This is a genomic window from Epilithonimonas xixisoli, from assembly GCF_004365655.1.
Taxonomy (GTDB): Bacteria; Bacteroidota; Bacteroidia; order Flavobacteriales; family Weeksellaceae; genus Epilithonimonas; species Epilithonimonas xixisoli.
In genome coordinates, this window is sequence record NZ_SOEO01000003.1 from 501,210 (window position 1) to 527,743 (window position 26,534).

General features: G+C 33.3%; 22 protein-coding genes. 21 read left to right on the top strand and 1 reads right to left on the bottom strand.

The genetic code is table 11. The annotated features are described in order from the left end of the window. The first annotated feature begins 130 nt into the window (after positions 1 to 130). The 18 genes from B0I22_RS14285 to B0I22_RS14370 all read left to right on the top strand — a co-directional run bounded on the left by B0I22_RS14285 (position 131) and on the right by B0I22_RS14370 (position 21,009). Positions 131 to 364, top strand: a complete 234-nt coding sequence (locus tag B0I22_RS14285) for a hypothetical protein (protein WP_133945988.1) — start codon at positions 131 to 133, stop codon at positions 362 to 364. 45 nt (positions 365 to 409) lie between these two features. Further along, positions 410 to 1,018 carry a sugar transferase gene (locus B0I22_RS14290; RefSeq protein ID WP_133945989.1) on the top strand — a complete coding sequence of 203 codons (609 nt, stop codon included), beginning with the start codon at positions 410 to 412 and terminating at the stop codon, positions 1,016 to 1,018. Continuing rightward, positions 1,011 to 1,622, top strand: a complete 612-nt coding sequence (locus B0I22_RS14295; protein WP_133945990.1) for an acetyltransferase — start codon at positions 1,011 to 1,013, stop codon at positions 1,620 to 1,622. Before B0I22_RS14290 ends, B0I22_RS14295 begins: the two co-directional genes overlap by 8 nt. 389 nt (positions 1,623 to 2,011) lie before the next feature. After that, entirely contained in the window at positions 2,012 to 3,148 is a 1,137-nt protein-coding gene (locus B0I22_RS14300; protein ID WP_133945992.1) for a DegT/DnrJ/EryC1/StrS family aminotransferase, read from the top strand. A gap of 42 nt (positions 3,149 to 3,190) precedes the next feature. Beyond that, positions 3,191 to 5,125 (top strand): polysaccharide biosynthesis protein, encoded by a 1,935-nt coding sequence (locus tag B0I22_RS14305; RefSeq protein ID WP_133945993.1) that lies wholly within the window; start codon positions 3,191 to 3,193, stop codon positions 5,123 to 5,125. A 41-nt stretch (positions 5,126 to 5,166) separates the two neighbouring features. Further along, positions 5,167 to 5,970: a polysaccharide biosynthesis/export family protein gene (locus tag B0I22_RS14310; RefSeq protein ID WP_133945995.1), complete on the top strand. Its 804-nt coding sequence runs from the start codon at positions 5,167 to 5,169 to the stop codon at positions 5,968 to 5,970. A gap of 19 nt (positions 5,971 to 5,989) precedes the next feature. Then, complete coding sequence (locus B0I22_RS14315; protein ID WP_133945996.1) at positions 5,990 to 8,314, top strand: GumC family protein; 2,325 nt, start codon at positions 5,990 to 5,992, stop codon at positions 8,312 to 8,314. A gap of 14 nt (positions 8,315 to 8,328) precedes the next feature. Continuing rightward, the gene (locus B0I22_RS14320; protein WP_133945998.1) at positions 8,329 to 10,689 is read left to right on the top strand and encodes a GumC family protein; all 2,361 of its coding nucleotides are present in this window, start codon (positions 8,329 to 8,331) and stop codon (positions 10,687 to 10,689) included. 6 nt (positions 10,690 to 10,695) lie between these two features. Beyond that, complete coding sequence (locus B0I22_RS14325; RefSeq protein ID WP_133946000.1) at positions 10,696 to 11,985, top strand: oligosaccharide flippase family protein; 1,290 nt, start codon at positions 10,696 to 10,698, stop codon at positions 11,983 to 11,985. 11 nt (positions 11,986 to 11,996) lie between these two features. Further along, positions 11,997 to 13,337, top strand: a complete 1,341-nt coding sequence (locus tag B0I22_RS14330) for an O-antigen polymerase (RefSeq protein ID WP_133946002.1) — start codon at positions 11,997 to 11,999, stop codon at positions 13,335 to 13,337. A gap of 3 nt (positions 13,338 to 13,340) precedes the next feature. Further along, a complete protein-coding gene (locus B0I22_RS14335; RefSeq protein WP_133946003.1) occupies positions 13,341 to 14,408 on the top strand; it encodes a glycosyltransferase in 1,068 nt (355 codons plus the stop codon). 43 nt (positions 14,409 to 14,451) lie between these two features. Further along, positions 14,452 to 15,486 (top strand): glycosyltransferase, encoded by a 1,035-nt coding sequence (locus B0I22_RS14340; RefSeq protein ID WP_133946005.1) that lies wholly within the window; start codon positions 14,452 to 14,454, stop codon positions 15,484 to 15,486. Between the two features lie 5 nt (positions 15,487 to 15,491). Beyond that, a complete protein-coding gene (locus B0I22_RS14345; protein ID WP_133946007.1) occupies positions 15,492 to 16,514 on the top strand; it encodes a polysaccharide biosynthesis protein in 1,023 nt (340 codons plus the stop codon). Then, on the top strand, positions 16,486 to 16,905 hold the full coding sequence (locus tag B0I22_RS14350; protein WP_133946009.1) for a WxcM-like domain-containing protein: 420 nt from the start codon (positions 16,486 to 16,488) through the stop codon (positions 16,903 to 16,905). The genes B0I22_RS14345 and B0I22_RS14350 overlap by 29 nt, the downstream gene beginning before the upstream one ends. Further along, positions 16,899 to 18,035, top strand: coding sequence for a non-hydrolyzing UDP-N-acetylglucosamine 2-epimerase (gene wecB, locus B0I22_RS14355; protein ID WP_133946011.1), 1,137 nt, complete (start codon positions 16,899 to 16,901; stop codon positions 18,033 to 18,035). The genes B0I22_RS14350 and wecB overlap by 7 nt, the downstream gene beginning before the upstream one ends. Before the next feature lie 3 nt (positions 18,036 to 18,038). Further along, a complete protein-coding gene (locus tag B0I22_RS14360; RefSeq protein ID WP_133946013.1) occupies positions 18,039 to 18,902 on the top strand; it encodes a dTDP-4-dehydrorhamnose reductase family protein in 864 nt (287 codons plus the stop codon). Further along, on the top strand, positions 18,895 to 20,085 hold the full coding sequence (locus B0I22_RS14365) for a glycosyltransferase family 4 protein (protein WP_133946015.1): 1,191 nt from the start codon (positions 18,895 to 18,897) through the stop codon (positions 20,083 to 20,085). Before B0I22_RS14360 ends, B0I22_RS14365 begins: the two co-directional genes overlap by 8 nt. Before the next feature lie 12 nt (positions 20,086 to 20,097). After that, positions 20,098 to 21,009, top strand: coding sequence for an NAD-dependent epimerase/dehydratase family protein (locus tag B0I22_RS14370; protein WP_133946017.1), 912 nt, complete (start codon positions 20,098 to 20,100; stop codon positions 21,007 to 21,009). Here the strand turns inward: B0I22_RS14370 and B0I22_RS14375 are convergent, their stop codons facing one another. Continuing rightward, positions 21,010 to 22,935 (bottom strand): hypothetical protein, encoded by a 1,926-nt coding sequence (locus B0I22_RS14375; RefSeq protein ID WP_133946019.1) that lies wholly within the window; start codon positions 22,933 to 22,935, stop codon positions 21,010 to 21,012. Between the two features lie 115 nt (positions 22,936 to 23,050). Between B0I22_RS14375 and B0I22_RS14380 the strand changes: the two genes are divergently transcribed. The 3 genes from B0I22_RS14380 (at position 23,051) to rimO (ending at position 26,012) form a co-directional block, all read left to right on the top strand. Beyond that, the gene (locus tag B0I22_RS14380; protein WP_133946021.1) at positions 23,051 to 24,028 is read left to right on the top strand and encodes an MraY family glycosyltransferase; all 978 of its coding nucleotides are present in this window, start codon (positions 23,051 to 23,053) and stop codon (positions 24,026 to 24,028) included. Positions 24,029 to 24,037: 9 nt separating this feature from the next. Next, on the top strand, positions 24,038 to 24,583 hold the full coding sequence (gene rfbC, locus B0I22_RS14385) for a dTDP-4-dehydrorhamnose 3,5-epimerase (RefSeq protein WP_133946023.1): 546 nt from the start codon (positions 24,038 to 24,040) through the stop codon (positions 24,581 to 24,583). A 127-nt stretch (positions 24,584 to 24,710) separates the two neighbouring features. Continuing rightward, entirely contained in the window at positions 24,711 to 26,012 is a 1,302-nt protein-coding gene (gene rimO / locus B0I22_RS14390) for a 30S ribosomal protein S12 methylthiotransferase RimO (protein ID WP_133946024.1), read from the top strand. Positions 26,013 to 26,534: the final 522 nt, after the last annotated feature.

The following is a 26,534-nucleotide window of genomic DNA, read 5'->3' on the forward strand; positions in this document are numbered from 1 at the left end:
TATTTACAACCTGAAAAATATGCTTAGTTTTAAACTACCGATGAAAAAATATTTGACCTTAATTTACATAACCTTGAGTGTTATGACATTTGCTCAGTTTCAAGACAATGTCTTTGAAAAAGATAGGACTGTGCAGCAACAATCAGAGTTAAGTAATTCTGCTCAAGTAGAATCCAATGGTTCCGCCGAGGAAGGAAATCCATCTTCTTTTGGAAATGGCATGCCAGATCCGGGAGATCAGGAAGAAGGTCCAGGTAACCCGGGAGAGCCTGTTCCTATCGATGGATATGTTCCATTGCTTATCATTGGTGGATTGACTTTGATGGTTTACTATCAAAGAAGAAATAAAAAAATTAATATTTAAATATCAAATCCGGAATTGTAAAATTTCGGATTTGTTTTTCAAACTATGTACAGAGATATTCTTAAGTCCATCTTTGATTTTTCATTGGCCTTGGTAATGGTTATTTTGCTTTCTCCGGTTTTTATTTTATTGATTGTCTTTTTGTACCTATTCAATCAAAAGAATGTTTTCTTTTTTCAGCAAAGGCCGGGTAAGAACGAAAGAGTTTTTAAGATTATCAAATTTAAAACGATGACAGATGAGCGGGATGCGAATGGTGACCTTTTGCCAGACGAATTCAGGCTCACGAGAATGGGGAAATTTGTAAGAAAAACATCTTTGGACGAGTTGCCTCAATTAATCAATGTTTTGAAAGGCGACATGAGCTTCATAGGTCCAAGACCACTTTTGGTAAGCTACTTATCTTTGTATAATGACGCTCAGAAAAGAAGACATCTTGTAAAGCCAGGCATCACAGGCTGGGCACAAGTCAATGGAAGAAATGCAATTAGTTGGGAGAAAAAATTTGAGTTAGATGTTTGGTATGTGGATCATATCAGTCTTGCATTAGATTTTAAAATCTTCTTATTAACCATAAAAAAGGTGATTAAATCTGAGGGTATTAATACAGTAGGACAAGCTACCACAAAAAATTTTGAAGGCAGTAATGGATAAGAAAGTTTGTTTCATAGGTGCAGGTGGTCATGCAAAAGTTGTGATAGAAATTGCAGAGATATTGGATTATGAGATTGAGGCCATCTACGATCAAAATACTAATGTTAACAGTGTTTTAAATTATCCTGTTTCGCATCATTTTGAGAATCTCCAATTTCAAAAAAATGTAATTTTAGCGTTAGGAAATAATCAAAATCGCAAATCAAATTCTGAACTTTTTTCAACGGCACAATTTAATTTGATCCATCCTTCTGTCGTGCTTTCTAAGTCTGCAGAAGTTGGATTTGGTACTGTAATGATGGCGGGCGCAATTGTTAATTCATCAACAAAAATTGGAAAGCACTGTATTGTTAATACCTCTGCAAGTATAGATCACGATTGTGTAATTGAAGACTTTGTTCATATCTCACCCAAAGCTGCTTTGGCGGGAAATGTAACAGTACGGGAAGGTGCGCAAGTGGGAATTGGCGCTTGCGTGAAGCAGAATGTAACTATTGGTAGATGGGCTGTAATAGGTGCAGGAGCGGTAGTGATAAAAGATGTCCCGGATAATGCCATAATGGTTGGGAATCCTGCTAAGTATCTAAAAAATAATATTTTGTGAAAACAAATAGAAGTTGATTTTTATTAGTGATGAAAAAAATTGCAATAAAATTGCATTTGGATTAATGATTTCATTTAACTAAAAATGTTTTTAGACTTTAATCTGTTTTTTCAATTTAAATACTTAAATTTGCTGATAATTAAAAAGTGTTAAAATTTTCCTAAAAAATGGAAAAATGTTTAAGACTTTAGGTATATTGATTTTTGAATTTAGATTTCTTTTCTTGAAAAAAAGAAAATATTAAAAAAGTAACTCATAACACAAATGTTTTGAAAATAGTATGCACAAATTATGTTTCAGGTTTGCTCTTGGCAATTTAAAATGTAGAATAGTAAAAGGTTTTTGTTTGTGCATGTTTTTAAAACCTATAACAATAATTAATTGTAATTGTGAAATCTAAAATTTGGTTATCGTCACCACATATGGGTGGTGGAGAAATGAAGTACATTCAACAGGCGTTTGATGAGAATTGGATTTCTCCATTGGGTCCAAATGTGAATGGCTTTGAAGCTGATCTTGAAAACTTTTTGAGTGAAGGAGTGCATGTAGCCGCATTAATGTCTGGAACGTCTGCGATACATATTGCTCTAATGTTGTTGAAAGTGGTACCTGGGGATGATGTTATTTGTCAGTCTCTTACTTTTTCGGCCTCTGCAAATCCAATATTATACATGGGTGCAAACCCTGTCTTCATAGATAGTGAAAAAGATACTTGGAATCTCTGTCCCATAGCTTTAGAAGAAGCTATTGAAGAAGGAATAAAAAATGGTAAAAAACCCAAAGCAATAATCGCTGTCAGTATTTATGGGATGCCTTATAAAATTGAAGAAATAAGAGCGATTTCTAATAAGTATGAGATTCCGATTATAGAGGATAGTGCAGAGGCACTGGGAAGTACTTATAAAAATAGAAAATGTGGAACCTTTGGTGATCTCTCTATTTTAAGTTTTAATGGTAACAAAATTATAACTTCATCTGGAGGAGGAGCACTTGTTGTAAAGAATAGAAAGTATAAAGATAAAGCTGTGTTCTTATCTACGCAAGCAAAAGATGAGGCACCGCATTATCAGCATTCCGAATTGGGATATAATTATAGATTGAGTAATGTTTGTGCAGGAATTGGAAGAGGGCAAATGGAAGTTCTGGAAGATAGAATTGCGCAAAGAAGAGCTAATAATGAGTTTTATAAAAATATCTTTAAAGATATTGATGCGGTTACAGTTTTTTCCGAACCAAATGAAGATTATTTCTCTAATTTCTGGTTAACAAATATTATAATAGATCCATCAGCAGGTTCTGCTACAAGAGAAACTTTGAGATTGAAACTTTTGGAAGAAGGCATAGAGTCAAGACCATTGTGGAAGCCTTTGCACTTGCAACCAATTTTTAAATCTGCAAAGTTCTTTGGAAATGGTGTCTGTGAAAAATTATTTAATAATGGCCTATGTTTGCCATCTGGTTCTAATCTTACCACAGAAGAAAAAGATAGAATAGCAAAATGTATTAGATCCTGTTTTGAAAAATAGACTTCATCTTTACAGGCAATTTGCTAAAAAAAAACTAATAATATGTTGTTCTCTAATGCACGAAAAGGAAAAGATTATATAAACAAAAATGTTTTTAATCTTTCGGATTTTAGGTATTTACCTAGATGGATTATTCTCTTTATAGATATTTGTATTATTGCACTATCTATAGTTGTTTCACATTTACTCATACTTGGGTTGGATGTAAGGCATTATCACGTATATCCATTAGTCTTAGTATTCTTATCGATTATTGGGATTAATGTCTTCTTTATGTATTTGTTCAGAACCTATTTGGGGGTTATTAGGCATTCTACTTTTATAGATTTGTTTAAGATCATCTTTGCAAACTTTGGAACGGCAATTACTCTAGGGGTTCTCAATTATGCATATTACTTTTTGTTTGGCAAGAAAATAATATTAATACCTTTTATTGGTTTTTATTTTGCGTTCTCCTGTCTGTTTTTATTTGTTTTTAGGCTTCTTGTTAAAACATTTTTTAATGCTATTAAAGAAAATAAAAGAAGCGCAGTAAGAAAAAAAATATACATTTTAGGAGATGATGATACTTCTGTTGCAATAGCACAGGCGATTCTTTCCAACCCAAATCTTCCTTTTGATATTTTAGGGTTCATTTCTTATCATAATAAGAAAGTCAGCATCAAACTTCTTGGAAAAAATATTGTTACAAAGTCAGATTTTATTCACCATCTCAAAGATGAAGATCACGACATAAGTGGTGTTTTGATAATCAAGGAAACGCTACAGAAAGAGGAACTGGATTTTTGGGTTAATATTTTCTTGGAGAATAATCTTAAGATTTACAAAGCACCATCTATGCAGAAGTTGCGTAGCAATGAGATGATAAACCATATTAAGACCATTCAAATTGAAGATCTGCTTAATAGAAGACCTATCAAATTAGATAATCTTGAAATCAAAAAACGACATTTCCAAAAAACAATTTTAGTAACAGGTGGAGCTGGTTCTATTGGTAAAGAGATTGTAAGACAAGTTGCTCTTTTGGAACCTTTGCAGATTGTGATTTTGGATCAGTCAGAAACGCCATTGTACGATACGGAGCTGGAAATGAGGGAAACTTATCCTCATATCAATTTCAAATTTGTACTTGCGGATATTTCCAATCTTAGCCGTTTGGAGCCTATTTTTGCTAGGTATAATTTTTCTATGGTCTATCACGCAGCGGCTTACAAACACGTGCCACTCGTGGAAGAAAATCCACATGAAGGTGTTTTAGTAAATGTCTTAGGCACCAAAAATCTTGCATTACTTTCCAGTAAGTATGGCGTTAATAGATTTGTAATGGTTTCTACAGACAAAGCGGTGAATCCGACAAATGTGATGGGAGCATCCAAAAGAGTTGCTGAATTATTCGTACAGTCTTTGCAAAATTTAGAAGGTAATTCCACCAAATTTATTACTACAAGATTTGGAAATGTTTTGGGCTCGAATGGATCTGTAATTCCTCATTTCCGAAAACAAATTGCAAAAGGAGGTCCAGTTACCATCACCCATCCAGATATTGTAAGGTATTTCATGACCATAGCAGAAGCTTGTGAGCTTGTGCTGAATGCCGGAACAATGGGTAAAGGTGGCGAAATCTACGTTTTTGACATGGGAGAGCCTGTCAAGATTCTGGATCTTGCAAAACGAATGATAAAGCTTTCCGGGTTCGAACCAGATATCGATATCAAAATTATCTACACAGGATTGAGACCAGGTGAAAAGCTTTATGAAGAACTTCTAAGTGACGATGCCAAAACACTTCCTACTTCTCACGAAAAAATTATGATCTCCAAAGATCCATCGATGGCGTTTGAAGAAATCGACGAATTGACAGAATTAGTAATTGATTATTCCAAAAAAGAAGAAAAGCAAGAAATTGTGAGAATCTTAAAATCTATCGTAAAAGAATTTAAAAGCAATAATTCTATTTATGAATCGTTAGATAAATAAGAATCGCTATATTTGCAAACCTTCAATTTAAGAAATCATTTATGAGAAGAGCTTTATCCATAATTTTTATGGCTTCCTTGTTTTGTGTTATATTTTCATGTAAAGTAAGAGAGGATATTGACTACATGAGAAATATTGAGAGTGTTGCAATTCAAACCTCAATTCAGAATTCAAAATTTACAATCCAAAGTGGTGATCAATTGGTGATTTTGGTAACAGCTAAAGACATGGATGTTGTAAAGCCTTTTAACCAAAATTATTCTTCTAGCGAGATTTCTCAATTCTCATTGCCAAATAGTAATTTGCCTGTGCAAGGACAGAGTTCTGTTTCTGGTCCTACTTATGTTGTAGATTCTAATGGTTTTATTCAATTTCCTATTTTAGGAAATATTGACACTAAGGGCAAAACTTTGGAGCAGTTTCGTGAAGGCCTTAAAGAAAGACTTAAGCAATACGTAAAGGATCCTGGAGTAAGTGCTAGAAATACTAATTTTACGATAACGGTATTGGGAGAAGTCAATAAAACAGGGCAGTTCCTAATGCCAACTGGTCAATCGGTAACACTATTGAGTGCTCTTGGTCTTGCGGGAGATCTTACTATCTACGGACAAAGAAAAAATGTTCTGATTATAAGAAATATTGATGGTAATACGACTAAAGAATACATAGATCTTACCAATGCAGAATTCATCAATTCTCCATACTACTATGTAAAACAGAATGATGTGATTTATGTTTCTCCAAACAATACAAGAAGGAATTCATCTGCATTTGGTCCTCAGACTGGAGTATTTATATCTATTGCATCAGTAGTTGTGGGGCTTTTGGCATTGCTGTTTAGGTAATTCTTATTTTAAGTTCTCCATGGAAAAAAACACAAATAACCCTTCTGAAATAGATATTAATTCGATAATTAAACCATATTTGTCGAAATGGTATTGGTTTGTTGTGTTCCTGTTTTTAGCAATTTTCTTAGCAATTGTTTACATAAAGACTGCTGTAACAGTTTATCATGTGCAAAGTGCGGTTCTGATCAAAGATGCGAAAAAATCAATTGGAGGTGCTGGTGGTATGGGTGTTTTAGAAGGCCTTTCCGGATTTGGTGGTATGAGCACCAATAGTATTGAGAACGAGTTAGAGGTTTTTAAAACTAAAAAACTAGCCCGAGATGTTGCATCAATCAATCATCTTCAAACTACATTACTTTCAAATTCTTTTTTTACGAAGAAAGAGTTGTTTGGAGATACATCTCCAATAATTGTTCACATCATAAATGAAAAAAAGAATAAGGAGTTTCCCAAAAAACCTTTTACGGTCAGTTTTGAGAAAGGCAAAGTAAATCTAAAGTCCGAGGAATTTAATTTTAATAAAACTGTTGAGTATGGAAGATCTGTAAGTCTTCCTTTTGCTAATATAATCATTACAAAGAATAAGGCTTTTGACAGAGAAAAGGCAAAGGAAATTAATAAAGAGCTTGAACTCAGTTTTTCTAGTTTAGAATCTGCAGCTTCCGATATTCAAAAATTGATACAAGTAGATCTTGCAGACAAAGATGGTACAATTATCAGTTTGGGCGTAAATTATCCAGAGACAGATAAAGCCAAGACAATTCTAAAATCCTTGGTAGATTCTTACAACAAAGATGCAATTGTGGACAAGAATTCGGAGTCTCATAAGACCAAAGAATTTATCGATGACAGGATTGATAAAATATCGGGCGAATTAGGAAATGTAGAATCAGAAAAAGAAAGATTTAAAACAGATCATAAGATTACAGATCTTATGACAGAAGCCAAAATCAATCTCGAAAGCTCTGCAGACGCCAAAAAAAAACAATTGGAGCTGGATGCACAGCTTGAACTGACAAATGATTTGATTTCTTATCTCAACAAACAAAATACGAATCAATTATTGCCAGTCAATGTAGGATTGGAAAGTCAGGAATCTAACACTGATATTGCTGCTTACAATAAAATGGTACTGGACAGAAACAGATTGCTGGAAAATGCTACACCTCAGAATCCATTGGTTCAGGATATCAGCCAGCAGATCAATTCTATGAAACGATCTGTCTCCGAATCGTTGCAAAAAAATAAATTAGCCCTACAGTTAGCGCTCAACGAATATGTGTCTGAGCAGAGTAAAATAGGTGATAGAATTACAAAAATACCACATCAAGAAAAACTTTTCAGAAGTTTGGAAAGGCAGCAGCAAATTAAAGAAAATCTTTATCTTCTGTTGTTGCAAAAACGTGAGGAAACGGCAATATCATTAGCTGTCGTTGCTCCTAAAGCGCGTGTGGTAGAGCCTGCATATATCGCGGATAAGCCTGTAGCACCAAAAAAAATGATTATACTTTTGGTAAGCATGATATTAGGTGTTTTGATTCCTTTTGTTTTGATTTATTTAAAAGAATTAATCAACACAAAAATAAGTTCAAAAGATGATCTTAAATCATTGACTGCGATTCCGGTAGTAGCAGAAATCCCTGCTATCAGGAAAAATGTGGATCACGTAATCAAACATAATGATTTTTCACAATTGGCAGAGTCTTTCCGGATTTTAACAACCAACATCGGTTTTATGTTGCCGAAAATTGATAATGGTAAAGTAATTTTTGTAACCTCTTCCATTAAAGGGGAAGGAAAAACTTTTGTTTCTATGAATTTGGCTTTATCACTTTCCTATTCTAATGAGAGAGTGGTAATTATTGGTGCGGACATTAGAAATCCGCAGCTGCAGAGGTACAATAATGGAAAGAACCCTGGCAAAGGACTGTCAGAATTTTTATATGATAAAAACACAACACTAGATGAGATTACATTCAAAAACCCCGTTAATAACAAATGTGATATAATCTATTCCGGAACTATTCCGCCAAACCCTACAGAGCTATTAAAGAATGGAAGATTGAGTGCTCTTTTGGATGATTTGAGATTAAAATACGATTATATCATAGTAGATACTGCGCCATTACTTCTGGTGACAGATACATTTACCTTTGTTAATTATGCAGACCTGAAATTGTACGTTACAAGATCTAATTTTACAGATAAAAAATTGATAGACTTTGCAAATGATTCTGTTGAGTCTGGAAAATTGGATAATGTAGCTTTTGTACTGAATGATGTGACAAAACAAAATTTTGGCTATGGCAACAAGTATGGCTATGGATATAATAATAAATAATAATTACTACTTAGATGGACGTAAAGAATAGAGAAGAAGAATTCAATTTAAGAGAACTTATCAAGCCTTATTTGAAAAAATGGTATTGGTTTTTTATTTCTACATTTATAACTGCTTTACTTGCAATTGTTTATATCAAGTTCGCTACACCTGTTTATAAAGTACAATCGTCCGTATTGATAAAGGATGCTAAGAAAATGTCTAATGCTGCTGGGGATTTCGGAGTTTTAGCAGGCTTAGGAGGATTTGCTGGAATGGGAACCAACAGTATTGAAAATGAGTTGGAAATCTTCAAATCTAAAAAAATTGTAGAAGATGTAAGCAAAAACTTAAAACTTCAGGTTTCTGTTTACTCTAAAGAAAAATATTATGATGTAGAATTATATAAGGATACCAATCCTTTTATCATCCATGTTGTAAATGAAAAAGAATTCGAAGAACTTCCCAAGAAACCGATTGATATCAAAATTGATGGGAATGTAATCACTCTATCTTCCGAAGAACTTAAAAAAAATATTGTTACTGGTTTCAACAGAACTATCAGTCTTCCTTATGCCAATTTTATCATAGAGAAGAATCCAAAATTCAATAGAAAGAAAGTTAAAAAACTGGATTTGAAAGAATTCTATTTCACATTTTCAGATTTTGTGACTATTGTAGATGATTATCAAAAAGCTATAGAAGTTGACCTTTTGGATAAAGATGCAACAGTTATCGGTCTATCTATGTCCAATGCAACTGTCGATAAGTCAAAAGACATTCTAAATGGCCTTGTGAGTATTTACAATGAGTATGCGATTAAAGATAAAAATGCAGAGTCGAAGAAAACCAAAGACTTTATAGATGAACGAATTATTCTTATATCCAAAGAATTAGGTGAAGTCGAAAGTGATAAAGAGCGATTCAAAATAGATAACGATATCATTGATATTGGAACCGAAGCCAAGATGAATCTGCAAATTTCCAACGAAACGAGAAGAAAAAGTCTAGAATTGGATACCCAAATAGAATTGAGCAGAATGCTACTGGGGTATATAGACAATCAAACTAATACTTATCAGGTTCTTCCAACTAATATTGGTTTGGATAACCCTACAGCCACATCTAACATTACTGCTTATAATAAATTAGTGATGGATAGAAATAGGCTTCTGGAGAATGCAACGCCGGAAAATCCATTGGTAAAAGAAGTTAACAAAGACTTGGTAGGTCTAAAAAATGCTATGAGGGAAAGCATCCAGCGTTATTTGATTAATATGAATGCTACGAAGAATCAAATCGACAGAGAAAACTCTTACAGTGACGCATTGGTTCAAAAAGTTCCGAGACAAGAAAAATTGTTTAGAAATATAGAAAGACAACAGCAAATAAAAGAAAATCTGTACCTTCTTTTACTACAAAAAAGAGAAGAAGCTGCCATCTCAATGGCTATCACCGATAGTAAAGCTAGAGTAGTAGATGAAGCATATGCGGCCAAAAAACCTGTGTCACCTAAAAAGATGATTATTCTTGCAGGTGCACTATTCTTAGGCGCTTTATTGCCATTCTTGTTTATTTATATCAGAGAGCTTCTTAATACTAAGATTGTTGATAAACACGATTTGGATAATCTGACTTCATCCTCTGTCCTTGCCGAAATCCCAAGATTGTCCAGTAAAGAGAATGAACTTATCCAGCACAATGACGTCTCTCCTTTGGCAGAATCGTTTAGGATTTTGGTTACCAATATCAAATTCATGCTACCAAGAAAAGATACCGCAAAGATTATTTTTGTAACTTCTACAATGAAAGGTGAGGGTAAAACTTTTATTTCTGTGAATTTGTCTTTGGCTTTGGCTACTTCACAGAATAGAGTTTTGGTTATTGGTTCAGATATAAGAAATCCGCAACTCCAGAGGTACAATCCTGCAATGAAAAATGCAAAAGGATTATCAGAATACCTCTACGAAGAGATAAATGATAGTAAGGATATTATAAAACCAAGTGGTTTCCATCCGAATTGTGACTTCATCTATTCTGGTAGTATTCCGCCAAATCCAACGGATCTACTACAAAACGGACGCTATGCCAAATTGCTTTCATCTGTAGAAAATGATTACGATTACATCATTTTGGACACGGCACCTCTAATGTTGGTAACAGATTCTTTCCTCATTTCAGAAGTAGCAGATTCCACAATCTATGTTACAAGATCAGAAACTACAGAGAAAGATTTTATAGAATTTGCTAACAAAAATATCGCGTCTGGGAAAATTAAAAATACAGGATTTGTTTTGAATGATGTGCATAAAACCAATTTCGGCTATGGAAATCAATATGGTTATGGTTACCAACAGGAATCAAAGAATACTTGGTTTGAGAAATATTTTAAATAATATTTCATGATATCAATTGTTAAAAAAAATCTTAAATCTAATTTTTTTAGAGATAGCTTTTGGGCACTAATTGGGAATGTTATTTTCAGAGGTTCTGGATTAATAGCGTCTATTTTATTAGCAAAAATTCTTCAAAAAAATGCCTACGGAGAATTTAATTCACTTAAAAATACACTTACCACTTTGGCAATTTTTACCACTTTTGGTCTAGGTTATACTTCTACAAAATTTGTAGCAGATTGCATTTCAGATTCCGATAAAAATCCAAAAAAAATTATAGCAAAAATTTATAAAATTGCTTTAGGCTTTAGTGTTCTTGTAGGATTGTTGACTTTTTTATTTGCTCCACAAATTTCAGAACTCTATTATAATAATTCCGCTTTCGATCTTAAAATAAGAATATTGTCAATTTGGATTGTTTTGCTTGCTGTGAGTACTGCTCAAAATGGAGTTATAGCAGGGCTTGGAATTTTTAAAAAATTTACTTACGTTAATATCAGCATTGGTATTACAACTCTCATCCTAATACCATTATTTGCGTATTATTATGACATAATTGGAGCTTGTATTAGTTTACTAATCATTCAGGCGGTTAACTGTATTGTGAATGAATATTTTATTAGAAACAATATGAAAGCTTACACCAATTTGGAGTTGGACGAGGTAAGTTATACGAATATTATATCCTATTCATTGCCATTGACCCTTATTGAGGCTATTTATTCTATATCCTTGTGGGTTAATTATTTTTTGTTACAAAACAACTATGATTACGGAGAGGTGGCTTTATATTCTACTTCTATGCAATGGTACATTCTTTTGTTATTCATTCCAATGGTGTTGAAAAATGTCCTTTTATCATATTTTTCTAAGAAGAATTTAGAACAAAATGTTTTTAAAAACGCAATTATTCTATCTTTTATCAGTACCTTTTTTCCTGTTGTTTTCATATTCATTTTCTCTTCATTTATTGAGCAGATGTATGGAAATAATTTTGTGGGATTGAGCGAAATTATACGATTAATGTCAATCATTCCGATCTTTTCCAGTATTGTAAGTGTAATGGAACAGTATTTATTTTCAAAATCTAAAAATTGGATTGTTTTTATTATAAGCTTCTTAAAAGATATTGGAACCTGTGCACTGTTCTTCTATTTTATCCAATATGAGAATATAGAAAATGCTGCCTATTATTTGATTTTATCTTATTTGATACTTAATACGGTATCGTTTATAATTTATGCCCTATTATTTTTTAAAACAGGAATCCATAAAAAATCTGTTGAAATAGTATAACAATAAAGCCAATGAGAAAGATATTTGCGATAGTAATGATAGTATTAGGGGTTTTGTTGTTTGAATATGCCCCAACGCGTTATGATTATAATTATAGTATCATCTGTGGTGTCATATATTTAATACTTATAATAGTTTATTATTTTCTCAAACAAAAGAAAAATTATTTGGATTTTGACTCCATTTTCTTTTTTACATATTTCTTTGTCACCTTGTATTATCCTATATTTATGTTTGAAACAGATGCAACTCGATATTTTATGTTTGCATTCCCTTTCAACGAGAATCATATTCCAAGGGGTTCTGCATTGGCAATTTTAGGAGTTGCATCATACATGGCAGGAGGATTGTTTTTTAATGATAAAAAGATAAATATTTATGACAATATCGACGCTTCTTCAAATTATAAAAAAATAGCAAATAAGCACCTTTATATTATTTCGCTAGTCACATTTTTACTTTATGTTTTCACAGGTGGGTATGAGGAAATGAAAGCTTATTATTCTGGAGTGAAAATAAAAGAAAGCTCTGGAATATCCTTTTATTTTTTCTTGTTTTGTCCAGCATTTTTGTTTTCAGCGCTTATAATTGAGTTTTATAACTTACGCAACCTGTCACCAAAAAAATTTGAGAAGAGAAAAATCAGTTTAATATCTTTTGTAACCACTTTTACAATTTTAGTATTAATCCTTTTAAGTGGTAGTAGAACCGTTCCTTTACAAATTATTTTATTGCTCTTTGGAGTTTACTCACTCTATTATAAAGATATTAATTTAATAAGATTTATAACCTCAATATTTGTAGGTTTGATTTTGATGTTTGGAATAGTTATTTTTCGAGGCTACACACAAGATGACGCATTCTCATTAGGAGATGTTGTAATGGATTTGATTATCAATAATCGCAGTAGTTACTTGGCTTTGGAAATAGTAGACGAAAAAGGATTGACTTTTGGAGAAAATATGATTTCTCCCCTTGCAGCACCTATTCCGTTTTTGCAAAGTTTTTTTGTTAATTACGGCTTTGATGAAAATCATATCTCCTCATCAAGATTTTTTACAGAATACACTTTAGGAGAGTTTGACGGCTTTGGGTTGGGAACTAATATAATAGCTGACATCTATTTATCATTTGATTTGATCGGTGTATTAGTTTTAATGTTTCTTTTAGGATTTATGGTTGCTAAATCAAAATTCTATTCAAAATCTAGTATTTACTATTTAACCATTTATGCTATTTTAATGTCATATGCTGTTTTCTTGGTAAGAGCAGAATATTTTTACTTTTTAAGATATATGATTTGGGCTTTGGTAATTATATTTTTCACCAAAAGTAAATTTAAATTTTCCTAGCTTATGAAAAAGATTGTTGTCATAACGTTAGATATTACTCAATTTGGAGGTACAGAACGGGCGATACAGAATTTTGCTGATATGCTCCATACATATCACGAAGTTTTAATTTATAGCATAAGTTCTCGAAAAAATGATCAAAGTTTTTTTTTATTTCCAGAAAATGTAAAAATTGTTCATTTCGATAAAGAGAAAATTCCTGCATCAATATCAAAAAAAATAGTTTGGTTTTACAAAGTTTTTAAAACGTTAAAAAAAAGATTAGAAAAAGATAAAGTCGATTTTATTTTGGGAACAGGACACAATATCAATTTTCTTCTGCCATATCTTAAAAGTAAAAAAACAAAAATCTTCGGAGCAGAGCATATTGATATCGATACCATTCCCAAAGTCTCAAAACTTCTAATGTCAATATCCTATCCTAAGTTGTCAGGACTGATTGTTTTATCTGAAAAAGCAAAACTAAAAGCACGGAAACTAAATTCTCAAATTTATGTCATACCTAATGTTATAAAAAATAAAAGCTATGATTTACCGAACCAAAATTATTTTAAAAAAATTATAATGGTTGGTAGAATTAGTGCAGAAAAAGGTTTTGATAGAATTATTCCTATTGCAAAGTACTTGCAAGATTATCATTCAACGTGGATAATTGATATATATGGAGATGGACCTTCTAAAAATGATTTTGCAGAAAGTCTGAAAAGCAACAATATAAATAATGTAAACCTAAAAGGAGTTACAAAAAATATTGAGGAAAAGTATGTAGAAAGTTCAATATTTATGCTTACCTCATACACAGAAGCTATGCCCATGGTAGTGTTAGAAGCTAAATCATACAAACTTCCTGTAATTGCATATAGAAACGAAGGTACAGAATTATTGATTGAGAACTCAGTAAATGGGATTTTGGTAGAAACAGAAAAGGAATTTGTTGAAGGTCTTAAAACTTTGATTGAAAACAAAAATGACATCATTTCGATATTTCAAAAAGCAAGTCAAGAGCAACTCGAAAAGTATTCAGAAGAAGTCATTACAAAACAATGGGATGATTTAATTGAAAGTAATTAGATCCTAGTAAAATAATTTATAAGATTAATTCTAGAATATTAAAATGATAATAGATAATATAATCCTTATTGATGCAATCTTCATCAACAACGGAGGAGGTAAGATTTTATTAGATTATCTCTACGATGAATTATCAAAAATTGATGATAATACATTTGTGTTTTTGATAGACTCCAGACTAAAACACGAATATCCATCAAAAAAGAAAGATAATATACAGATTCATTTTTTAGATGGATTCTCACAAAGATCCAAATTCTACAAAAATCACACATTAAATTTCAAATCTGTACTTTGTTTTGGGAACATCCCTCCAAATGTGAGACTCAAAGCAAAAGTTTTGACGTACTTTCACCAGCCAATGTATCTTAGCATCCCAAAAGAATTTGGCATTGTAGAAACCATTAAGTTCAAGCTAAAAATTGCGATTCTCAGATTATTTAAAAAAAATACCGACCAGTGGCTTGTGCAAAGTGATTTTATAAAAAATGCATTGCAAAATAAATTTGATATTGAAGAGTCAAAAGTTTTGTTGTTGCCATTTTATCCACCACTTACAGGTGAAGGTTTATTTTCGCGCAAAAAGAATTCGTTTATCTTTGTAAGTAATGCAAATCCTCATAAAAATCATCAGAATTTAATCAATGCTTTTTGTGAATTTTTTGATCAGCAAAAAGAGGGATTGCTCACAGTAACGGTGAACGAAACATTCCCGGAAATATTGAAATTAATAAAAGAAAAAGTAGATCTAGGCTATCCCATCAATAATATTGGTTTTGTTTCGAGAGACGAGTTGTATAGAGAATATCAGTCGCACCAATACCTGGTTTTTCCGTCTCTGGCCGAAAGTTTTGGACTGGGATTGGTAGAAGCTATTGAAAATGGGTGTAAAATCATTGCTTCGGATTTACCTTATGCACACCAAGCGTGTGTTGCAAGTATTTTGATAGAAAAACCCCAGAATAAAGATAATATTTTAGCAGCGCTGAAGAAAGGTATTGATTATGATAAAATCCCTTTCTCCGAGCAAAAAATACATAATGACATTGAAAAATTAATAAATTTATTGAAACATTAAGACCCATGGAAATTAAAGATAAAACACTCCTAATCACTGGGGGAACAGGCTCTTTCGGAACAGCAGTTCTTAATCGCTTTTTGCAGACGGACCATTTCAAAGAAATCAGAATTTTTTCCCGAGATGAGAAGAAGCAAGATGATATGAGAAATCATTACAAAAACGATAAAATTAAATACTATATCGGTGATGTGAGAGATTTTAACTCAGTAGAACCAGCAACCAGAGGTGTGGATTACATTTTCCATGCCGCAGCTTTGAAACAAGTTCCATCTTGTGAGTTTTTTCCAATGCAGGCTGTGGAGACCAATGTTGTAGGAACACAAAACGTCATCCGTGCAGCTTCACAGAGCAAAGTCAAAAAAGTGATCTGCCTAAGTACAGATAAAGCGGCTTATCCTATCAATGCAATGGGGATTTCCAAAGCTATGATGGAAAAAGTTGCTGTCGCAGAAGCCAGAAATCTGGATGAAACTGTGGTTTGCCTTACCAGATATGGGAATGTGATGGCTTCCAGAGGATCCGTAATTCCACTTTTTTTGAAACAAATTGAAAATAATGAAGATATTACAATCACAGATCCGAACATGACCCGCTTTCTAATGTCTTTGGACGAAGCTGTAGAGTTGGTACTTTTTGCATTTGAACATGCAAATCCAGGAGATCTTTTTGTAAACAAAGCACCAGCTACAAATATTGGAATTCTAGCCGAAGCCGTAAAAAAAATGAAGAATGCGGATAACAAAGTCAAAATCATTGGTACAAGACACGGCGAAAAACTCTACGAAACGCTTTGTACGAGAGAAGAAATGGCAAAGGCAGAAGATATGGGTGACTTTTACAGAATTCCTGCTGATAATAGAAACTTAAACTACGCAAAATTCTTTTCCGAAGGTAAAAATATAGAAGAAGAATTGGAGGATTATAATTCTCATAATACACAACAGCAAGATTTGGAAGGTGTGATTAAATTATTATCAACATTAGATATTTTTAATAATGACTCAAAAGGATATTCAATATATTAAGGGGGAATCATTCTCAGATGATAGAGGATCGCTTTTCTTTAATAATAGCTTAGACTTTTCAGAAATTAAAAAAGTTTATATCATAGAAAATGCAAATACATCTGTGGTAAGAGCTTGGCAAGGACACGCCATAGAGCAAAGATGGTTCATAGCCAGCAGAGGTAGTTTTGAAATAAAAGTTGTGAAAATTGATAATTGGACAGATCCATCTGACAATCTACCTATAGAAAGTTTCAAACTCGAAAGCTCCGATTTTTCTATTCTAAAAGTTCCACCTGGCTTTGCAACATCTATTCAGGCTTTGGAAGAGCAATCAAAACTTCTTGTAATGGCAGATTACGCAGCGGGACAAGTGGATGATAACTATAAATTCGACAAAAACAAATGGTAAAAAATACAAAAAAGCTAAAATTAGCAACAATATTAGGAACACGACCAGAAATCATTAGACTGGCAGAATGCATAAAAAAAAGTGATATCTACTTTGACCACATCTTAATTCATACAGGACAGAATTACGATTACGAGCTCAACGAGATATTTTTTGAAGATTTGGGTCTTAGAAAACCTGATTATTTCTTGAATGTTGCAGGTGAGCACTTGGGTGAGACTATCGGTAATGTGATTGCCAAATCATATGACGTTTTGACAAAGGAAATGCCGGATGCATTACTTGTTTTGGGAGACACCAACAGTGTGCTGAGTACCATAGCTGCGAAAAGACTTAAAATTCCAATTTTCCATATGGAAGCAGGAAACAGATGTTTTGACCAGAATGTGCCGGAGGAAATCAATCGAAAAATTTCGGACCATATCAGTGATATTAATTTGACTTACACAGAAAACAGCAGAAGATATTTGCTAAGTGAAGGCTTCCGCAAGGATCACGTCTTCGTGACAGGATCACCTCTGAAGGAAGTTTTAGAAAAGTATAACTCTAAAATAGAGTCTAGCAATGTTGTAGAAAGATTAGGACTGAAGGATAATAATTACATTGTAGTAAGCGCACACAGAGAAGAAAATATTGATTTGAGTAATCATTTTGATGTTTTAGTAGACTCTCTAAACGCTGTAGCGGAAAAATATCAAATGCCTATTATTTTTTCCACACATCCTAGAACGAAAAACAGAATTGCAAAGAATAACATACAATTCCATCCATTGATTTCCAATGTTCCACCACTTGGCTTCTTTGATTATGTTAATCTGCAAAAAAAATCATTCATCGTACTGTCGGACAGTGGTACCATTAGTGAGGAGTCCGCTATGATGGGCTTCCCAGCGGTAAGCATCAGAACAAGTACAGAAAGACCTGAGGCCATAGATGCAGGAACCATCGTTTTGGGAGGAATCACAGAGGATCAAATCCTGAATTCTATAGAAATTGCAAGAGGTTTGCACGACGTAGATATCCAGCAACCGTTTGAGTATGAAGTGAAGAATACGGCAGACAGAGTCATAAAAGTTATACAAAGTTATACCTCAATAGTGAATAAAGTTACTTGGGACAAAAAGATTTAAGCTATGAAAAAAATACTTATTATCGGAATCAAAGGTATGGCGGGGCATCTCCTGTTCCAATACTACCAGCAGAATAACTTGTATGATGTCTATGGAATTGCCAGAAACATAGAGCCGTCTGATAAAGTTTTTAATCTTGATGTTTCAGATACATCTGTTTTAAAATCTATTATCACTGAAAATCAATTTGACTATGTAGTCAATTGTATTGGTATTCTGAACAAAGATGCAGAGGACAATCCTTCGAAAGCCATTTGGTTCAATAGTTATTTTCCTCATTTCTTAGAGGAAATTACCAAAGGGACTGACACAAAAATTATTCATATCAGTACAGATTGTGTTTTCTCTGGGAAGGAAAATGGTGGATATGCAGAGACTAGTTTTAAAAATGGAATTGGTTTTTATGCCCAATCCAAAGCTCTAGGCGAGTTGGATAATGATAAGGACTTAACCATCAGAACCTCAATCATCGGTCCGGAACTCAATCAAAATGGAATTGGACTGTTTCATTGGTTTATGAGCCAGCCGGATGATGCCACACTAAAAGGTTTTTCAAATGTCTTTTGGTCAGGTATCACTACACTGGAACTTGCTAAAGTCGTAGATGATGCCATTAAAAATAAAGTCACCGGGTTGAAGCAAATTTCCCGGGAGAAAATCGATAAGTATAGTTTGATTTCACTTTTCAATGAGATCTTTAAAAATGAAAAAATTGAAATTCTATCAAACGGAGATTATCATTCCGATAAAAGCTTGGTAAGTGAGAGAACTGATTATGTTTACAATGTTCCCACTTATAAAGAGATGATGATGGAGATGAGAGATTGGATATTTGAAAAGAACAAAACAGCCTATTTCTATGAGTAAACTTTTTGTCGTGTCCGAATTATTTTATCCGGAAGAAACATCTACAGCATTTGTTATGACAAAAATTGTTAACAAACTGTCAGAAAAATATGATGAAGTAGAAGTTATCTGTGGTAACAGTAATTATGATACTCTAGACAAGAAAAGTGAAAATTATTTTCTTGATACTAAAGTGAAACGAACAGTTATAAATGGTTTTAAAGGTTCAAAAAACAATCTTATTGCTAGAGCTGTTCGATTTGTTTTTTTAAGCCTGTCGATGTTTGTAACACTTTTGCGTAAGGTCAAATCTACAGATAAAGTTGTAATTGTAACCAATCCAGCTCCAATTATTATTTTAGCCCAATGGTTAAAAATTATTAAGAAGATGCAACTTATTATTCTTGTTCACGATGTTTTTCCAGAGAACACTGTACCTGCAGGAATTATAAAGTCAAAAGAGTCCTTTTTATATAAGATTTTACTGAAATGGTTTAACTCTGCGTATGCCTCAGCGGATAAGCTAATTGTGGTTGGCAGAGATATGAAGGTAGTCTTGCAAGATAAAGTTAGGAGTAATGCAAAACTTGTTGCCACAGTAGAAGTGATAGAAAACTGGGCAGAAGAAAAGAAAGTGATTCCAAAAAGATCTGCCACAGATAGAGAAGATAAAATTATTTTTCAGTTTGCTGGCAATCTAGGTAGGGTACAAGGCTTGGCTGAGTTGATTCGAATTATAAAAAAGACGAATAATGATATTCTAGAATTCCACTTTGTAGGTGAGGGTGCCATTAAACAAGAGTTAATAGATTTTGTGAAAGACAATCAAATGACGAATGTTGTTTTCAAGGGTGCATACAAAAGAGAGGATCAAACAGAAGTTCTCAATGCTTGTGATATTTCTATCGTTACCCTATCGCCAGGAATGTTTGGCTTGGGTGTGCCCTCTAAAACCTATAATATTTTAGCTGCAGGTAAGGCCGTCATGTTTATAGGCGATGTAAATAGTGAAATTGACCTGTTGGTAAAAGAACAAAAGATCGGCTATAGTTTTCATAATGAAAATGGGATTCTCGAGTTTTTTAATTCCTTGACCATCGATAAAAAAGAGCAACTTCAAAATTTTGGAGTCAAGGCAAGACATTTGGCAGAAACAATTTATTCTGAAGAGTCTATACTAAACAGATACCGAGACAGCATTTAAAATAATTTTATTATGAAAGTAGGTGTTTTGGGTTTTAATGGATTTATGGGCAAAAACTTATGCCAACATCTTAAATCAACCTTTGAGGTCGTAGAAGTATCTCTTCGTGATACAGATTGGGAAACGCAGCTTCAACAGTGTGATGTTTATATTAATCTTGTTGGAAAAGCACACGATCACAAGGGTGTAGCTACAGAGTTAGATTATTATTATGCCAATTCTGATCTACCGAAACGTGTTTTCGAGGTTTTCCTAAAATCAGAAGCCAAGTTGTACATTCATGTAAGTTCTTTGGCTGCACAACAAGAATTAAAATCTGATAGAGCCTTGTTGGAGGATGACCCTTGCCAGCCAGTCACAACTTATGGCAAAAGTAAAAGGGATTTTGAAGAATGGATTTTGAAAAAAACACCACTTACAGATAAGAAAGTAATCGTACTCCGCCCCCCAATGGTTCACGGGCCAGGCGATAAAGGGAATTTGGGAGTATTGTATAAGTTGATTTCAAAAGGCATTCCCTATCCTTTGAATGCCTTCAAGAACGAAAGATCCTTTCTTTCAATAGATAATTTTTGTTATTTTGTGAAGAAGATTATTGATAATCAAGGCAAATTGATAAGTGGTATTTATAACGTGTCAGATGATGAGCCGGTTTCCACAACGAAAATTATTAATATTATCAAAAACGAAGCAAGCAAAAAGGTAATAAACGTAAGTCTTCCGAAATTTTTTGTTAAAGCAATCGCAAAAATTGGTGATGTTTTGCCAATTCCCTTAAATAGTGTAAGACTAGAGAAGATGACATCCAATCTTTTAGTTTCTAACCAAAAAATTAAAACTGCACTGGAAATAGAAAAACTACCATTAAGCGCAGAGGAAGGATTGCGCAAAACAATCAGAAGTTTTATTGATAAGAAAATATAATTATTCCAATATTTTAGTTTGAATATCTATTAAGCAATCCGTTCCTAGACGATTGTAAAGGAAAATAACTCCAGAATCTTTGTCTTCTAAAAAAGTTATTTTTTGATCCTTTATCTCTGTGCCAAGTGAAAAGATAGATTTTCCTCCATTGTTGATGATTTCTGTTTTTCCAGTTTTGTAAATTACAAATTCGAATGTGTCATAGATATCATTTGCAAAGATTTCTACAGCATACTTTACAGTTTGTTTATTTTGGATAATATCTCCCTTTTTAGAATTATTAAGAGGAATAAAATCAATATTATTACTTGCAATTTTAATCTGTTGGGCATATGATTTGAACCCTTCTGAGATTGCATTTTTTCTGAAAACTTTTGGCTTGCTGATAATCATATGGTTTTGGAAAAAATTTTTCCCTTCAAAAGTCTCATTTTGTTCTGTCGTGTTGGATAACAAAGTTCCATTTTTAAAGTAAGATTCTGTATCTGGATACAATGAAATATTTTTTAAGTAAACCACAAGCGGTGCATCGCTATTTTTGAAATTGACATCCAAAGCAAATTCTTTTTTTACCTGCTTATCACTCCAGGTGAGGATGTTCTCCAATGAAACTCTGCCATAGGTTGTATTTCCGATATGTATGCCATTTGCAGTTCCAGAAAGCATAATATTATTAAGTTGTAAATTGGAAATTGTTTCATTTTCACCAAACCAAAAGTTGGCACCTGCAAGTTTTCCTTGGTTTTTAATTTCTGAAGTTAATTGTTCAATTCTTACATTTTCAAATTTTACATTTGGCAGAGAATTGTGTGATTGCGTATTTTCTGTATATAATCCAAATAAACCTTGATTCCAGCTTTGTGATCCTGAGAACAAAATGTTTTGAGAATTTAAAGCGTCTGATTTATAATAAACATTTGCCAAACCATATTTTCCAGACCAATTCATATAATCAAATACAGTTACAAAATCTGTGAATTTTGAAAACAAAATGCCTACATCAGACAAAGTAAACAAGTTGTAGATACTCGTAACTTCAGAGTCTCCGTTGAATTCCACACCTATATTAGCATCTTTCAATTTGTTATTATTCAAAATGAATTCTTCCAAATCTTTTTTGTTAAAAAGTTGATAGTCTGATAGTTGAAATACTTTAACATTCTGAATCAAAGGTTTGTGTACCGCTCCTACAATGATTCCTCTATTGCCTCTCAGCCTTTTTTTGTTACTATTAATAATGACGAGGGTAATATCTTTAATATAATTATAATCATACGTACGGTCTTTTAAAATACCACCTACTTTTCCCATAGACACTAGAAATGTATTGGATTTGTCTGTTTCGAGAATGAGCCTGGATTTTGCCATCGAAACTCCCTTCAGTCCTTTTACTTGATATTCTCCTATTTTGGTATGATAATCTCCAGCGCCGAGAGAAATGTCAAAAAAAACGGGATCAAGTTGTTTCAACGCATCTACAACATCCAAAGTATTGTCATTCGGAAAGATACCGTACCATTCTGGATATGCAAAATCAGTCGAGGAGAAAAAAGTTCCCGATAGTTTTATATTTTCGAAGATTTTAATTCGCTCTGCTTTGATCTTTGTTTTGTTCCCAATGAAAGTCCCATTTTTGAAATATCCACCATCAAAATCTAAAATAATTCCTGATGAAACCTTAGCAAAATCAATTGTCTTATTACCCAGATTGAAAATGTAATCATTGGGAATGATCAATTTTTTACTGTTAGTTTTGCCCACTGTTTCAAGGGCTTTTAAGAATGCGGAAGAATCATCACTCGTTCCATCTCCTTTTGCACCGAAGTCTGTAAGGCTGTAGTTCTTTGTTTTAAGTAAATCTGTAGAATTTTGTCTTGCCGCTACAAGCGCCGAAAACAATGTAAAGAAAAGAAGAATATTTTTCATAAAGAACTTTTTGTACGATTCAAAAATAAGAATCTCTCATCTTATTTCAAGCTTTTTCACTATTAATCATTAGAATGTTACACAAAATCTTTATTTTTGCAGTATAAAACTACAAATGTACCATCTGATAATAACCATTTTCTTACTTCTCTGTCTATTGTTGTATTTTATAATTGCAAAGAAATTTAAAATTATAGACAAGCCCAATGAGAGAAGTTCTCATACACAAATTACAATCCGCGGAGGCGGAATCATCTATCCAATTTCTTTTGTTTGCTTTTTAATTACTTTACTTTTCGGCGACGATAGCAGTAGTTATGTGAACTATTGGATTTTCGGTTTGGGATTAATTATTATTTCCATCATCAGTTTTATAGACGACATTATGATGTTGTCATCTCGTGTTCGTATTATTTTTCATTTCCTTTGTGTCACATTGCTATTGTACGCAATCAATGCTTTTTCATTACCATTTTGGGCTGTTGCCTTGTATTATATATTTGTAATTGGGATTATAAATAGTTACAATTTTATGGATGGCATCAATGGGATCACAGGGCTATACAGCCTTGTAGCTTTGGGGACGCTTTATTTCGTAAATGAAAACTTGAATGTTTTTGATACTGATTTCATTATCTTTCCAATTTTAGCAAGCTTGGTATTCTTGTTTTTTAATTTTAGAAAAAAAGCAAAATGTTTCGCCGGAGATATTGGGAGTTTTAGTATTTCATTCTGGATTATTACCTTGATTGCCGGAATCATTATTTATACAGGAAACTACAAATATCTGCTGTTCCTTACAGTTTATGGCGTAGATTCTGTACTTACCATTCTTGAAAGATTAAAATTAAAAGAAAATATTTTCGATGCACACAGGAGACATCTATATCAATTGTTGGTTAATGAAAAAAAACAATCACACTTATTAATAAGTTTTGTTTATGCGCTTATTCAAATGGTTGTCAATTACATATTGATTTCCACAGATTGGTCATTCGGAAACTACTTTTTGATCATCGTTATTCCGCTGGGTATCAGTTACACTTTATTCAAAGTTTATTTAAAGAAAAATTTAGAACAAAATACGATCTAATCAATCTCAATGAAAATAAAAGAAACACCACTCAAAGATTGCTACATTATTGAGCCCACGATTTTCGAAGACGAAAGAGGCTATTTCTTTGAGAAATTCAATGAAAAAAGATTTGAAGAATTTACAGGACTGAATGGACATTTCGTTCAGGACAATATTTCTAAATCAAGCTACGGCGTTCTAAGAGGTCTGCACTTGCAAAAAGGAGAACATGCACAAGCAAAATTAGTTTCTTGTTTGGAGGGCAAAGTTCTAGACGTGGCAGTAGATCTAAGAAAAGACTCTCCAACATTTGGAAAATGGTTTTCCTTAGAACTCACAGCAGAGAACAAATTACAATTATATGTTCCAAGAGGTTTCGGGCACGGGTTTTCTGTATTGAGTGAGACTGCAATTTTCTCTTACAAATGTGATAATTTCTATAACAAAGAATCAGAAGTCAGCGTTTTTTGGAATGACGAAGATTTAAAAATAGATTGGCAATTACCAGCAACAGACGTTATCCTCTCAGAAAAAGACAAAATATCACCCAGCTTCAAAGAAGGTAATTTTTAATAAATACAAATAACAAGGAATCAAAAAACGATTCCTTTTTTTATTCCTAAATTTGCAACCTCAAAATTGAAGTCTTTCTTAGGATTTCAATATCATCCATCATCTATCAATCATCATTTATATAAAGATGCGTACTAAATCAACAGGTAAGAAAAAAATAAATATCGTCACACTCGGATGTTCCAAAAACGTCTATGACTCAGAAGTTCTGATGGGTCAGCTGGAGGCTAATGGTAAAAGCGTAGTGCACGAGGAAAAAGGCGATATTGTGGTCATCAACACCTGCGGATTCATCGATAATGCAAAGGAGGAGAGCATCAACACAATTCTGGAATATGTAGATCTTAAAAACCAAGGTGTTGTAGAAAAAGTGTTTGTAACAGGTTGTCTTTCCGAAAGATACAAGCCAGATTTGATCCGTGAGATTCCAGATGTCGATCAGTATTTCGGAACGCGTGATTTACCGATTTTATTGAAACATCTTGGTGCCGACTACAAACACGAATTGGTAGGCGAAAGACTCACAACAACGCCAAAACATTATGCTTACCTCAAGATTTCCGAAGGTTGTGACAGGCCTTGTTCATTCTGCGCAATCCCGTTGATGAGAGGAAATCACATTTCTACACCAATCGAAAAATTGGTGATCGAAACTCAAAAATTAGCCAAAAAAGGCGTGAAAGAATTGATCTTAATTGCTCAGGATTTGACGTTCTATGGGCTCGATATCTACAAAAAAAGAGCCTTGGGAGAATTGCTTCAAGAACTCATAAAAGTAGAAGGTATCGAATGGATCAGACTTCACTACGCCTTCCCAACAGGTTTCCCAGAGGACGTTTTGGACATCATCAGAACAGAACCGAAGATTTGCAACTACATCGACATCCCACTTCAGCACATCAATACAGAACTGTTGAAAGCGATGAAACGTGGAACTACTTTCGAAAAAACAAACGCTCTGTTGAACAAGTTCCGTGAGAAAGTGCCAGATATGGCCATCAGAACCACATTGATCGTTGGTTTCCCAGGCGAAACAGAAGAAAAATTCGAGGAATTGAAACAATGGGTTCGCGACCAGAGATTCGACAGATTGGGCTGTTTCACCTATTCCCACGAAGAAAATACGACCGCTTACGTTTTGGAAGACATTATTCCAGACGAAGTCAAGCAAAATAGAGTAGAGCAAATTATGGAAATCCAACAGCAAATTTCTTGGGAGAAAAATCAGGAGAAAATTGGAAAAACCTTTAAATGCATCTTCGACAGAAAAGAAGGCGACTACTTCGTCGGCAGAACCGAGTACGATTCTCCGGATGTTGACAACACGGTTTTGGTGCCTGCAAAGGACGTTTACATCTCGATTGGAGAATTTGCAAACGTGAAAATCACATCAGCCGAAGATTACGATTTGATTGGAGAGTTGGTTTAAATCACATTCTACAACCTAAAAATATACAAGAGTTTGGATTATTTCCAGACTCTTTTTTTGCATTGCAAATCCAAGTTTCATTAATTTTAAATCTAATTTTTAGGAGCTTAATCCCGCTTTTCGTTGCAATCTTTTTTGCTCGATGATTTGTAATTAATTTAGAACTTCACAAAAAGCAAAAAAGGATTTCCACTACAATCGGGGCTATGGGTTTTCCAAACAATTTGAAACTTTAACTATCAATAGAGATTTTCAATATGTAAAAATATAAAGTGTTGATAATTAGATTTGTTTATAAATACTTCTATAAAATAAATCATTTTTGACCGTAAAAATTGTAAACAACTTGACGAATGCAATGTTTACGAGATGAATAAACAGGTCGCTCCTCCGGAGCTTAAATTTAAATTCTAAAATAACTATTTTCTATTAACAGTTAGCTCCTATTGGAGCTGAATTTAGTCCCATCGGGACTTACTGTTAATAGAAAAAATGAAATCCACAAAAAGAAAGCTCCAGAGG